General features: G+C 64.5%; 7 protein-coding genes. 3 read left to right on the top strand and 4 right to left on the bottom strand.

Features of this window, described 5'->3' with window-relative positions; genetic code table 11:
* Window positions 1–66: 66 nt before the first annotated feature.
* A complete protein-coding gene (locus tag NTCA1_RS22085) occupies window positions 67–2,496 on the bottom strand; it encodes a glucose/quinate/shikimate family membrane-bound PQQ-dependent dehydrogenase (protein WP_159831873.1) in 2,430 nt (809 codons plus the stop codon).
* 502 nt (window positions 2,497–2,998) lie between these two features.
* Here NTCA1_RS22085 and NTCA1_RS22080 point away from each other — a divergent pair.
* Window positions 2,999–4,324: a dicarboxylate/amino acid:cation symporter gene (locus NTCA1_RS22080; protein ID WP_159831872.1), complete on the top strand. Its 1,326-nt coding sequence runs from the start codon at window positions 2,999–3,001 to the stop codon at window positions 4,322–4,324.
* A gap of 34 nt (window positions 4,325–4,358) precedes the next feature.
* On the opposite strand, the gene NTCA1_RS22075 is transcribed toward NTCA1_RS22080, so the two are convergent.
* The 3 genes from NTCA1_RS22075 to NTCA1_RS22065 all read right to left on the bottom strand — a co-directional run bounded on the left by NTCA1_RS22075 (window position 4,359) and on the right by NTCA1_RS22065 (window position 8,763).
* Complete coding sequence (locus tag NTCA1_RS22075; RefSeq protein ID WP_086489954.1) at window positions 4,359–5,909, bottom strand: S10 family peptidase; 1,551 nt, start codon at window positions 5,907–5,909, stop codon at window positions 4,359–4,361.
* A gap of 218 nt (window positions 5,910–6,127) precedes the next feature.
* Window positions 6,128–7,630, bottom strand: coding sequence for an MFS transporter (locus tag NTCA1_RS22070; protein WP_159831871.1), 1,503 nt, complete (start codon window positions 7,628–7,630; stop codon window positions 6,128–6,130).
* A gap of 98 nt (window positions 7,631–7,728) precedes the next feature.
* Window positions 7,729–8,763 carry a LacI family DNA-binding transcriptional regulator gene (locus tag NTCA1_RS22065; protein ID WP_159831870.1) on the bottom strand — a complete coding sequence of 345 codons (1,035 nt, stop codon included), beginning with the start codon at window positions 8,761–8,763 and terminating at the stop codon, window positions 7,729–7,731.
* 250 nt (window positions 8,764–9,013) lie between these two features.
* Between NTCA1_RS22065 and NTCA1_RS22060 the strand changes: the two genes are divergently transcribed.
* Window positions 9,014–11,815, top strand: coding sequence for a TonB-dependent receptor (locus NTCA1_RS22060; protein WP_201282569.1), 2,802 nt, complete (start codon window positions 9,014–9,016; stop codon window positions 11,813–11,815).
* Between the two features lie 287 nt (window positions 11,816–12,102).
* Window positions 12,103–13,917 (top strand): alpha-amylase family glycosyl hydrolase, encoded by a 1,815-nt coding sequence (locus NTCA1_RS22055; RefSeq protein ID WP_159831869.1) that lies wholly within the window; start codon window positions 12,103–12,105, stop codon window positions 13,915–13,917.
* The last annotated feature ends 4 nt before the right edge of the window (window positions 13,918–13,921 follow it).

Below are 13,921 nucleotides of genomic sequence, written 5' to 3'. Positions count from 1 at the left end.
TCACCTGACGCGGGCTGTTCTATGTCGGATGGAAATGGAGGGCGGACCAGGCCGCCCTCCCAGCCGTTACGGCAGCTTGTAAGCGATCACGTAGTCCCCGCGGTCGGGCGACTGCCGCGCGCCGCCTGCGGTGATCACGACGTATTGCTTGCCGGTCTTCGGCGACTTGTAGCTCATCGGGCCGCCCTGGCTGCCGACCGGCAGGCGGGCCTTCCAGACTTCCTTGCCGTTCCCCGAGTCGAAGGCGCGCAAGTAATAGTCCTGGGTGCCCGCGATGAAGACGAGGCCGCCCTGCGTCGCCAGCGTTCCGCCCAGGGTCGGCAGACCGATCGGGATCGGCAGGCCCATCTTCACACCCATCGGGCCGGTATCGCGCACCGTGCCGACCGGGACCTGCCACTTGATCTTGCGGGTCTTCATGTCGATCGCGGTCAGCGTGCCGAAAGGCGGCGCCTGGCAGGGCACGCCCAGCGCGGAAAGGAAGCGGTCCTTCACCACCGAATAGGGCGTGCCTTTCAGGGGAACGCTGCCCATGCCGGTATTGATCGCCTCGCCCGCGGCACCGGCTTTGCCGGCCTGCTCCTTCGTCTGCGCGACCATCTTCACCCAAAGGCCGAGGCGCATGTCGTTGGCGAAGATCGTTCCGCTGGTCGGATCGATCGAAAGGCCGCCCCAGTTCATCCCGCCCAGCGAGCCGGGGAAGCTCAGCGACTTGTCGGTGCCGGGCGCGGTATAGAGCCCTTCGTAGCGCATGCCCTTGAAAGCGATGCGGCACATCAGCTGGTCGAACGGCGTGGCGCCCCACATGTCCGCCTCGGTCAACGGGCCGACGCCGATCTGCGGCATGCCCACCGATCGCGGCTGCGTGCGCGCATAAGGCTCGTTCGGAATATTGGCGGGTTTGACGCCGACATTGGCCACTTCCGTAAGCGGCCTGCCGGTCGCGCGGTCCAGCACATAGAGCTGCCCGGCCTTGGTGCCGAAGACGAGCGCGGGCACCGTCCTGCCGTCCTTCGCCGCGAAATCGAGGAAAGTCGGCTGCATCGGCAGGTCGAAATCCCACAGGTCGTTGTGGACGGTCTGGAAGTGCCACTTTTCACGGCCCGTCGTCGCGTCGAGCGCCAGCATCGAGGCGCCATACTTGTGATCCAGCGCGCTGCGGGGGACACCGTAGAGATCCACCGAGGAACTGCCCACCGGCATGAACACGGTGTTGGAGGCCGGATCGTAGGACATCGCCGCCCAGACGTTGGGCGTGGAGCGCGTATAAGTCTGGCCCGGCGCGGGCATACCTGTGATTGCCGGATTGCCGGGATCGAAAGCCCAGCGCAGCTTGCCGGTGACTACGTCGAAGCCGCGCATCACGCCGCCGGGCATGTCCACCTGGACATTGTCCGCCACGCGCCCGCCGACGACCACGGTGGTCCCGGCCATCGTCGGCGCGGAGGTGAGCTGGTACTGCGGGTCGGGCGCATTGCCGAGACCGGCCTTCAGGTCCACGCGGCCGCCGTTGCCAAAGTCGGGGCAAAACTTGCCGGTATCGGCATCGAGCGCGATCAGTTCGGCATTGATGGTGTTCATCAGGATGCGGCGCTGACACGGTGCGCCTTCGGGCACGGTAACGGCGGTGACCGGCGTGGCGCCGGGCATGCCGGGCTGCTGGAGCGGGCGCGTCGCATCGAAATAGGCAAGGCCGCGGCAGCGGTTCCACACCGAAGCCCGCGCATCGATCCGCGCCTTCCACTTCTCGCGGCCGCTATCGGCATCCAGCGCGATGACATTGTTGTGCGGCGTGCAGATATAGACGGTGTCGCCGATCTGAAGCGGGGTGTTCTGATCCTCGGCGCCGTTGCCGTCGCTGATCGCGACGTCGCCGGTGCGATAGGTCCAGGCGACCTGGAGGTTCTTCACATTGTCACGCGTGATCTGGTCCAGCGCCACGAAGCGGCTGCCGCCGCCGGTATTGCCGTAAGCTTCCCAATTCTTCTGCTCATGAGCGGGATCGACCGGAACCAATGCGCCTTCCACACCGGAAAAGGCCACCGTTGCATGGGGTACGAACATCCCCGCGAAACCGGCAGCGGAAGCCAGGCCGACGACGGCGGCGACGGCAATCGAGGGCTTCCAGGAAGGCGCTCGCCCCGAAGCCCGGAGCAGCAGCGGATAGGAGAGCGCGATGACGGTGGCGCCCACGCCCATGGCCAGAAGCCGGGAGATCAGCGGCCAGAACGAGAAGCCCGCTTCCCACAAGGCCCAGAGCACCGTCAGCAGGAACGTCGCACCGAACAGCAGCGCACCTGCCGGACGGCGGCGCGCGATCAGGAAGCCGGAGACCAGCAGCGCGATCCCGGCCAGGACGAAGTAGAAACTCCCTCCCAGGCTGACGAGCTTGACGCCCCCGATCGTGAAGAAGAGCCCCGCGCCCAGCACCACTACTCCCAGCAGGAGTAGCCATGCCCTGGTCAGCAGACCACTATCGTTCGTCGTGCCCCGCATGCGGCACCTCCTTGCTAGCTTTCGTTCGAAACGGATTCGGATCTGTGCGGCACGGAAAAAGCAAAAGGCACGGCCATGCCCGCTTCGAGCGATACGAAGCGGAACATACGCACAATCAATGCCTTACCCGTATTCCGGGCTGGTCCTGAACCGCACAGACGGAAGCGTCGCGCATAGGCTTTTCGCCACACCCTCGACCAATTTGAATTGCGCACGGGCAATCGTTTATTGCTTTGTTATTGCTATAGTATTCCAAACCATGAAGGCATGGAAGACTATCTTTTTGTTATGGGACCGCGCAATCGGCATGGCGGCGATGAGGTGCGTCGTATTGTCTATCAATTAAGTTGACAATATGACGCACCCGTTTAATCCCAGAGCAAGCCGCTTTTCGCGTCAGGTTCATGGGCACAGGATACCGTCCACCCCTTGCATGACGGCCCTCAAGCGACGAAATTGAAGGTTCGGCCGGGCCGCATGGCCAGGATGTGAAGGTATAGGAATGTCGAATAACCCGCGCGCCGGTCGGTCGTGGCTTCCCGGTTTTGGAACGCAGGTCATGCTCGGCATGGTCATCGGCCTCGTCGCGGGACTGGTGGTCAGGCAGATCGGGCCGGACAGCGCATTTTCCGTCGGCGCGACCGAGACCTTCCACACCGTGGCCCAGATCTTCGTCCAGCTTCTGCGCACGCTGGTGCCGCCGCTGGTCTTCACGGCGATCATCGCTTCGGTCGCTGCCCTGCGCGGGCTGGACAATGCGGTGAAGCTGGTAGTGCAGACACTGCTCTGGTTCGCCATCACCGCACTGATCGCGGTGCTGATCGGCATCGCCCTGGGCCTCACCATCCAGCCCGGCCTCCACGCCAGCGTCGATGCGGCCGCAGCGCAGGCGCCCAAGGCCGTTGGCGGCTGGCTGGACTTCCTCAAGGGTCTGGTCCCGGCCAACTACCTGGGCATCACCGCCTCCACCACCCTGGAGGCGGACGGCCCCGCCACTTCTGTTTCCTTCAACGTTCTCCAGATCATCATCGCCGCCGTCGCCGTGGGCGCAGCCGCCGTGCGCATCGGCACCAAGGCCGAGCCGTTCCTGACGTTCATGACCTCGGCCAACCTCGTGCTGCGCCAGATGCTGCGCTGGCTGATCGCGCTGACCCCGCTGGGCTCCGCCGCGCTGATCGCCAATGCCGTCATCAGCTACGGCTGGGACGCCCTTTCCGCGCTGGGCGCTTTCGCGGGCGCAGTCTATATCGGCCTCGCGATCGTATTGCTGGCGGTCTATCCGATCCTGCTGCTGATCCACGGCATCAATCCGCTGCGCTTCTTCTCGGTCGCCTGGCCAGCGATCCAGATCGGCTTCCTCTCGCGCTCCTCGGTGGGCACCATGCCGGTGACCGAGGAAGTGACCGAGCGCCTCGGCGTGCCGCGCTCTTACGCCGCCTTCGCCGTGCCGCTCGGCTCGACCACCAAGATGGACGGCTGCGCCGCGATCTATCCCGCGATCTCGGCCATCTTCGTGGCGCAGTTCTACGGCGTGCCGCTTCAGCTTTCCGACTATGCGCTGATCGTCTTCGTCTCGGTGATCGGCTCGGCCGCCACGGCGGGCCTGACCGGTGCAGTGGTGATGCTGACCCTGACACTGTCCACCCTGCGCCTGCCGCTGGAGGGCGTGGGGCTACTGCTGGCGATCGACCCGATCCTCGACATGGGCCGCACGGCGGTGAACGTCGCCGGGCAGGCGCTCGTGCCCACCATCGTCGCGCAGCGCCTCGGCATGCGCGGCCCGATGCAGACGGAGGCAGCCGAGCAGCCGGTGCCCGGCCTGGGTTGAACGGGGCGGCGGCCAGACCACCGCCCCTTTTCAATCAGCGCGCGTCCTCGGCAAGGAAGCGCTGCATGTCGACGCGCATCTGGTGGAGCGCCTCGGGGTTGAGATAGACCATGTGCCCCGCCGGATAGTAGCGGAACTGCAGGTTCTGCCGCAAACCCGGCTCCAGCATCATGTGCTTCAGGTCGCGCTCGGTGGAGAAGAACGGCGTCGCCATGTCGTAATAGCCGTTGAGCGACAGCACGCGCAGATGCGGGTTGATCCGCATCGCCGTCCCAAGGTCGGCCGTGACGTCGGCGACATTCTGCGGGCGGCCGTTCGGCGGGCGGTGGCTCCAGTCCCAGTCGAAATCGCCGCCTTCGCGCGCGCTCAGGCGGTAATCGAGGTCGGTCTGGTAGCCCAGCCTGGTCGTGAGCTGGTCGAGGAAGCTGCCGACGTAGAGACCGCTGATCGCCGTGTCGGAGGGATCGTACTCGGGGCTTTCGCCTGCCGCGTCCGCATCCAGTCCCTTGTAGCGACCGTCGAAGCGGCCGACCGTCTCACGCCCGCCGCGCAGCAGTTCCTTGCGGAAACGGCCGAGATCGATGCGCAAATTGGCCTGCTTGACGTAGTCCACCGAAAGCCCGGTAAAACGGCTGAGCTTCTGCGCCACCGCGTCTTCCTCGGCCGGCGTGATATCCTGCCCCTTGGCCAGCGCGGCGGCATATTCCCCGTTGGCGAACTGGCGGGCCTGCTCGACGAATTCGTCCACCGTCGCCGGGCGGTCGGCAACGCGATTGTGATACCAGGCGACGGCGGCGTAAGTCGGCAGATAGCCGATGTGGATCGTGTCGAAGCCGGACTGGCGGATTCCGTAGTTCATGATCGAGGAAAGCAGGATCACGCCGTTCAGCGCCATGCCGCGATCCTCCAACTGATAGGCCAGCGCGCCCGAGCGCGTCGTGCCATAGCTTTCGCCGAAGATGTACTTGGGATCGCCCCAGCGCGCGTTCTTGGTGACATAGCGCATGATGGCCTTTGCAAAGGCATCCACGTCCTGATCGACACCATAGAATTCGGCGCCCTTGGCATCGCCCAGCGGCCGCGAATAGCCCGCGCCCACCGCATCGAGGAACACCATGTCGGTGCTGCCGATCAGGCTGTCCGGGTTGGGGCCGACATCGTAGGGGGCCGGACGCACCGCCTCTGGATTGCCGGTACGCACATGATCCGGCGCGAAGCTGCCCATGCGCAGCCAGAGGCTCGCAGAGCCGGGACCGCCGTTGTAGAAGAACGTCACCGGGCGGTGCTTTCCGGGCGCCGTATAGGCGGTGTAGAACATGCTCGCGGTCGGCTTGCCCTGCGCATCACGGATCGTCAGCGTACCTGCCGTGGCGGTATAGCCGATCGACTTGCCGTCCACCCGCGCCGTGCCCTTGCTGGTCCGGGTCACTTCCTCGACCGGCGCGCTCGCCCAGTTGGCGGCAACGGCATCGGCCGTCTTTTCGGCATGCTGCCTGCCGGCGTCAGGCGCATCGTCCTTTTGCGCAAGAACCGGCTGAGACAGGGCGATCAGGGAAGCAAAGGCCAGGAAGGCAGGAAGCCGCATTGAAATTCCTCTGGTTTTGGTGCGAACCGGAGTGGTTTCTTATCGGATTGTGACAGTCTCACAAGATGCCGGATCGCAGTGGCCGTGGAACCGCGTGCCGCGCCAGGGTTTGTCCTCGACTACAGGCGAAAGGAAAAAACCATGCGCTCGGGTCTACTCTGGCTGATAGGCGTTCCCATTCCCATCATTCTGCTGCTCGCTTACTGCACAGGTCATTTCTAGATATCTTTCCCGATCCGCAGCGACGCGAAGGCTGCCACCAGCAGCGTCGCTGCCGCGAAGCCCATCGTCCAGATCGGCTCGCCGGGGAAGAAGGCCTTCATGATCGATCCCATGACGGTTGCCACCAGTAGCTGTGGCAGAACCACGAAGACGTTGAAAAGCCCCATGAACACGCCGAGTTTGGCCTGCGGCAGGCTGCTGGCCAGAATGGCGTAGGGCATCGCCAGGATCGAGGCCCAAGCGATCCCGATGCCGATCTCGCAAACCGTCAGCATGTCGGGGTCGCGCAGCACCATGAAGCCCGCGAAACCGGCCGCGCCCAGCACGAGGCAAGCCGCATGGGTTCTCGCCTTGCCGAGCCGCGCCGCCAGCCACGGCAGCACCACCAGCGCCGCGATCGCCGCAACGCCGTTGTAGACCGAAAACAGCACGCCCACCCAGTTGGCAGCCGCCTGATAGGCGGCGCTCGCCGGATCGGCAGAACCGAAGTGATACTGCGCGACGACCGGCGTGGTGTTGATCCACATGATGAACAGCGCCGACCAGCTGAAGAACTGGACGAAGGCCAGCCGCTTCATGATCGGCGGCATGCCCGAGAAATCGCCGACGATCCCCGCCAGCATCGAAGTGCCCCGACCGGCCCGCGCAAGCCGGATCGCACCGAGCACGGCCAGTCCATATCCCGCCAGCAGGCCGCCAAGCAGATAGACCTCCTTTTCGAGCTTCCACACATAAACGCCCAGCGCCACCAGCAGGCCCGCGACGATCCAGGGAAGCCCCGAAACCATGCTGCGCGCGGCGAGGTTTTCGCCCCCGACAGCCTGTTCCGCCGCCGCTTCGTCGAACGCGGCCTGCTCTTCTGGCGAATATTCGCGTGTCGTCATCACGGTCCAGAGCACGGCCGCCAGCAGGGCGGCGCCGCCCGCCCAGAAGCTGAGCCGCACCGTGTCGGGAATGCCGCCCGGCGGCGCGACATTGCTCACGCCTAGATGATCCAGCACATAGGGGAACAGCGAACCCACCACGGCGCCCACGCCGATGAAGGCGGTCTGCACCGCATAGCCCGCCGTATGCTGGTCCTTGCGCAGCATGTCTCCCACGAAAGCGCGGAACGGCTCCATCGAGATGTTCAGGCTGGCATCGAGCATCCACAGCAGCATCGCCGCCATCAGCAATTCGCCGCTCTGGGGCATGGCCAGCAGAGCGCTCGCCGCGAGCACGGCTCCAGCCAGAAAGTAGGGCCGCCTGCGCCCCAGACGGCCCAGCCACGTGCGGTCAGACAAGTGACCGACGACGGGCTGTACCAGCAGGCCCGTCAAGGGCGCGGCGATCCAGAGCGCGGGAAGATCGTCAATCGAGGAGCCGAGCGACTGGAAGACCCGGCTCATGTTGGCGTTCTGAAGGGCGAAACCGATCTGGATGCCGAAGAAACCGAAGCTGATGTTCCAGAGCCCGGCCCATCCCTGCCGGGGCTTTTCCAGCACTGCGGCTTCCTTCATCGCGTCCCTTCCCATGAAAGCGCCGGTCGCATGCCGGATCGCTTACCGGTTCCCTTGCACGGCACCCCGAGCGCGGCAATATGCATACGAATACGCAGCTAGCCCAGGGTACTGCGACGGGCCACAAGCCGCGCGCCCAGCGTGGCATCTGGAAGCGGGCGGTCCTCGATCAGCGCCACAAGGGTTTCGACCAGCCGCTCACCTGCGCCTTTCAGATCCTGCATGACAGTGGTCAGCGGCGGATTGGTCATGCTGGCGGCGGGCAGATCGTCGAAACCCATGACCGCCACATCGCCCGGAATCGCACGTCCCGCCGCGACGAGCGCACGCATGGCGCCGATAGCGATAAGATCGCTGGCGGCAAAGACCGCATCGAACGCCAGATCGCTCTCGATCAGATCGCGCATCGCCGCGTAGCCAAGATCCTCGTGGCTGATGGTATCGCGGCGTAGCGCGGGATCGCAGTCCAATCCGGCCTCCGCCATGGCCGCGCAAAGCCCGTGATAGCGCTCCGCGAATTCGGGATAGTGCTCGTCCGCCTGCCCGAGAAAAGCGATTTTCCGCCGCCCCAACCCGATCAAGTGCTCGCCCGCCAGCCGCCCCGCGCCGAAATTGTCGGACCCCACGGTCGCGCCGATATTGTCCTCGTTTACCGACCCCCAGCGCACGAACTGGGTCCCCTGCCCCACCAGCTGCGTCAGCCGGCTTTCGTAGAGCGTATAGTCTCCGTAGCCGAGCAGGATCAGCCCGTCGGCACGGTGGCTGTCCTGATAGCGGACGTGCCAGTCGTCCTCCATCTTCTGGAACGAGATCAGCAGGTCCAGCCCACGATTGGCGCATTGCCGGGTGATCGATCCGAGCATGGCCAGGAAGAAGGGATTGATCTTCGAATCGTCGGGCGTCTGCTCCTCGAAGAACAGCAGGGCGATGGTGTTCGAGCGCTGGGAACGCAGCGACGAAGCGTTCTTGTCGACCGAATAGTTCAGCTCCCGTGCGATTTCCTCGATCCGGGCGCGCGTGGCGGCGCTGACGGACTTGCTGCCTCTGAGGGCACGGCTGACGGTGGGCTGCGACACGCCTGCCCGATAGGCGATGTCGAAACTGGTCGGCCTGTTGCTCGGTTTGCGTCCCATGCTTTCGGCTTCCCGATTATCCTCGTAAAACTCTGTATTTTTGCGGTTTGGAGCCATGCGAGCAACGTTGCAATCCTGCAACGCAACGTGGCCTCGCGGCACTTGCGTATACGTATGCCATATTATGCATTCACCTGTCGCGCCCTAAGCGAGAGTGGAGCGGGAGAGTCGCGGCGCAAAAAACGTCGGACCTTCCACGTTCGTCCCCAGAGCATCCAGGGACGGACGGCAACCACTGGAGGAGGACGGGATGTCGCTTCACAAGGAATTTTCGCGCCTGAGGAATTCGTCCTCGCTGGCTCTCGTCGCCTCTCTCGCTGCCGGAGCCGCGACCTTGCTTCCGGCGCAGGCCTTCGCGCAGGACGCGGCGGCTTCGGGCGATCAGGCAGACGGCCCCGCGATCATCGTTACCGGCTTCCGGGCCAGCCTGGAATCGGCGGTCAACAACAAGAAGCGCGCCGAAGTGATCGTCGAATCGGTTTCGGCCGAGGACATTGGCAAACTGCCCGACGCCTCGATCGCCGAATCCATCGCCCGCCTGCCGGGCCTGACCTCGCAGCGCGTCAACGGCCGCTCGAACGCGATTTCGATCCGCGGCTTCGCGCCGGACTTCTCGACCACGCTGCTGAACGGCCGCGAGCAGACCTCGACCGGTGACAACCGCGCGGTCGAGTACGACCAGTATCCCTCCGAGGTGATCAATGCGGTCAACGTCTACAAGACGCCGATGGCCAGCCTGGTCGGCCAGGGTCTGTCGGGCACGGTCGACATGCGCACGATCCGTCCGCTCGATGCCGGCAAGCGTATCATCACCGTGGGCGCACGCGGCGTCTACGCAGACCTCGGCAAGCTGAACAAAGGGTCCGACGACAAGGGCTACCGCGTCAACGGCATGTACGTGGACCAGTTCGCCAACGACACCCTCGGCATTGCGCTGGGCGCCAGCTATACCGACGAACCCTATCAGGTTCAGGAGTTCAACGCCTGGGGCTATGAAACCGCGCCGGACGGGAACAAGGTCATCGGCGGCTCGAAATCGTACAATACCTCGAGCAAGCTGAAGCGCCTCGGCCTCAACGGCACGCTACAATGGCGCCCGAGCCCGAACTTCACCTCGACGATCGACGCCTTCTATTCCGACTTCAAGGACGACCAGATCAAGCGCGGCATCGAACTGCCGCTCTACTCGTCCTCTGCCACGCTCAATCCGGGCTATACCGTCGAGGACGGGCTGATCACCGACGGCAGCTTCTCCAACGTGAAGGGCATCCTGCGCAACGATGCCTTCCAGCGCCACGCCAAGCTCTACTCGTTCGGCTGGAACAACGAATGGAAGGGCGACGACGGCTGGAGCGCGATGTTCGACGCCAGCTATTCCAAGACCGACCGCAACGAACTGACCGTCGAGAGCTATTCGGGCACCGGCCGCCTCGGCACCGGCGCGACCGACACGATCGGTTTCACCAGCGCCGCCAAGGGAACGACCTTCAGCCACGGCATCGACTACGGTGACTGGAACCAGATCCTGCTCACCAGCCCGCAAGGCTGGGGCGGCACGCAAGTCGGCACGGACGGGGCCGCGATCTACGGCGGCCAGGACGGCTACTACAACGACCGCAAGATCAAGGACGAACTCTGGCAGTTCCGCACCGAAGTGAAGAGGGAGCTGGAATCCTCCTTCTTCAGTTCGATCCAGGCCGGCATGAACTATACCAGCCATGCCAAGACACTCGTGCCCGAGGAGTATTTCCTGGGTCTTGCCGCCAATACCGACGGCACGGTGAGTGTCGCGGTGCCAGAGCAGTACCGCCTGGGCACCACCAACCTCAAGTATCTCGGCCTCGGCAACGTGATCAGCTACGATCCGCTCGCGCTGGTTCGTGACGGCATCTACAACCTGGTGCCCAACCCGACCGGCGATGTGGTTTCCAAGGGCTATGCCATCCGCGAAAAGCTGATGACCGGCTACCTCCAGGCCAATATCAGGTCGCAGATCGGCGCCGCCGAACTGACCGGCAACCTGGGTGTGCAGGCGATCTGGACCGACCAGAACTCCAGCGGCGGCAGTGCCGCGCCCAACCTGGATCCGGTCACGGGCGAGCAGATCCTCAATCCCAACGGCTCGCCGAGCTATCTCTACGCCACCCGCAAATCGAGCACCGACTATCTCGACGTCCTGCCGAGCCTGAACCTCTCGCTGCGCTTCCCCAGCGACTTCGTGATCCGCTTCGCCGCGGCCCGCGAGATCATCCGCCCGCGCCTCGACGACATGCGCGCCTCGCTGGAATACGGCTATACCTTCACGAACGGCGTCGCCGTGGTCACCGGTTCCTCGGGCAACCCGGACCTGCGGCCGTGGCGTGCCAATGCGCTCGACCTGACGTTCGAGAAGTATTTCGCAGGCAAGGGCTATCTCGCCGCGCAGTTCTTCTTCAAGGACCTCAAGAGCTACGTCTACAATCAGGACGTGGCGATCGACAGTTCGACGCTGGCCCTGCCCGATCCCGGCAACGGCTACGCGATCTCGCCGACGGCGCTGATCAACGTTCCGGTCAATGGACAGGGCGGCAAAGTCTATGGCGTCGAGGTGGCGGGCACCGTTCCCTTCGATGCCTTTACTTCCGCGCTTTCCGGCTTCGGCGTGACCGGCTCGGTCGCCTATACGCAATCGAAGATCCATCCGACGCCGGGCGAACCCGCCTCGGCACTGCCGGGCTATTCCAAGTGGGTCGCCAACGGCACCGCCTACTTCGAGAAGTGGGGCTTCAACATGCGCGGTTCGGTCCGCTACCGTTCGACCTTCATCGGTGAAGTCTCAGGCTTCGCAGCCAATCGCGAGCGGCGCCGGGCCCAGCCGGAAACGATCGTCGATGCGCAGATCGGCTACGACTTCCAACCGGGCAGCCCGCTGGAAGGGCTTTCGCTCTACATCCAGGGCCAGAACCTGACCAATGCGCCCTTCGTGACGACCAATCCGGGCGATAGCCGCCAGATCATCGACTACCAGCGCTACGGCGCGCGGTACTTGGCTGGTTTTACGTATAAGTTCTGAGCCCATCCGGGCTCGGGCAAGTTCTGAGGCCAGACTTCGGTGCCGCAAAGGAACCTCCTCCTCCGCTGCGGCACCGTACAAGCGGAACCGGGAAGTCCCCCTCCCTCCCTTCCCGGTTCCGCCCCCGTCACCCTGAATTTGTTTCAGGGTCTATGTGTCGCCTTGCACGAAGGCACCGGACGCAAACCGCGTGACCGGCCTTGCATCCGAAGCCTCCGGGCGTGCTGATGGATGGACCCTGAAACAAGTTCAGGGTGACGATGACGGGAAACATCGGAGAATTTGAGATGAACCGCCTGCTTCCTTCCCTCGCTGCGCTGGCCGCATCGCTTGTCGCTCCCACCGCGATGGCTGGCCCGCTGGAAGACCTGCGTGCGCGTACACCCGAGCAGGAAGTTATCTACTTCGTGCTGCCCGACCGGTTCGAGAACGGCGATCCGTCGAACGACACGGGCGGCCTCAAGGGCGGCAAGCTGGTCACCGGGTTCGATCCGGTGGACAAAGCGTTCTACCACGGCGGCGACCTCAAGGGGCTGACCGCGCGGCTGGGCTATATCCAGAACCTCGGTGCGACGGCGATCTGGGTGGGGCCGATCTTCAGGAACAAGCCCGTGCAGGGGCCGAAGGGCAATGAGAGCGCGGGCTATCACGGCTACTGGATCACCGATTTCACCCATGTCGATCCGCATTTCGGAACGGATGCGGACTTCAAGGCGCTGGTCGATGCCGCCCATGCGAAGGGCATGAAGGTCTACATGGACATTATCGCCAACCATACGGCGGATGTGATCCAGTACAAAGAAGGCACCGCCGAGGGCTATCCCTACCGCTCCAAGGCGGATTACCCGTTTTCGCGTAAGGGCGGCGTCGGCGGCGCGCCGATCAATCCCGGCTTTGCGGGCGACGGCGATGCCAGCGCGGCGAACTGGGCGAAGATGATCGATCCGTCCTTCGCCTATACCCCCTATGTGCCCAAGGGCGAGGAGCGGGTGAAAGTGCCCGGCTGGCTCAACGACCCGATCTATTATCACAATCGCGGCAATACCGACTGGAAGGGAGAGAGCGCGCAGTACGGCGATTTCGTCGGGCTGGATGATCTTGCGACCGAGAACCCGCGCGTGGTCGAAGGCATGATCGCGATCTACGGCGATTGGATCGACAAGTACGGCGTCGACGGTTTCCGCATCGATACCGCCAAGCATGTGAACCCCGAATTCTGGCGCCAGTTCGTCCCCGCCATGAAGGCGCGGGCGGCGGCGAAGGGTATCCCGAACTTCCACATCTTCGGCGAAGTGATGAGCGGCGACTACGACCCGGCGCTGCTGGCAAGTTGGACGCGCAATGCCGCCCTGCCCGGCGTGCTGGACTTCGCCTTCATGCACGCGGTTCTGAAGGCAGCGGGCGGCGGTAGTAGCGAGGAACTGGCGCGCCTGCCCGATGATGACGGGCTTTACGAGGGCGGCGCCAGGGCGGCGATGCAATTGCCGACGTTCCTCGGCAACCACGATGCCGGGCGCGCGGCGATGTTCCTGAAGGCCGCGAACCCGGCGATGAGTGCGGACGAACTGCTGAAGCGCGACGAACTGGCCCACGCCATGCTGCTCACCCTGCGCGGCGTGCCGACGATCTATTACGGCGACGAGCAAGGCTTTGCCGGTACGGGCGGCGACCAGCTTTCGCGGCAGGACATGTTCGCCAGCAAAGTGGCAATCTACAACGGCGAGGCACTGGTCGGCACGGCCAAGACCACCAAGACCGAAAGCTTCGATCCCGCCCATCCGCTCTATCGCCTGATCGCGCAGCTTTCCGCCTTGCGCGTGAAGACGCCCGCATTGACCGACGGCCGTTCAGTCACCCGCGCGGCATCGGAGAAGCCCGGCCTCGTCGCCGTCTCGCGCTTCGATCCCAAGACCGGGCGCGAGGTGCTGCTGGCTTTCAACACCTCCACCGCACCGATCTCGGCGCAAGTTGCCGTCGATCCGGCCTCGCTTGCGTTCGAGGCGCTGGCGGGCACGGCCTGCGCCGCCACGGCCAGCGCGCCCGGTTCGGTGCGCGTCGAACTGCCGCCGCTGGGCTTTGCGGTCTGCGCGGCCAAACCCTGATCCA

The sequence above is a fragment of the Novosphingobium sp. TCA1 genome, from assembly GCF_009811895.1.
GTDB classification, from domain to species: domain Bacteria; phylum Pseudomonadota; class Alphaproteobacteria; order Sphingomonadales; family Sphingomonadaceae; genus Novosphingobium; species Novosphingobium panipatense_A.
This window is presented reverse-complemented; position numbering and strand designations above follow the sequence as displayed.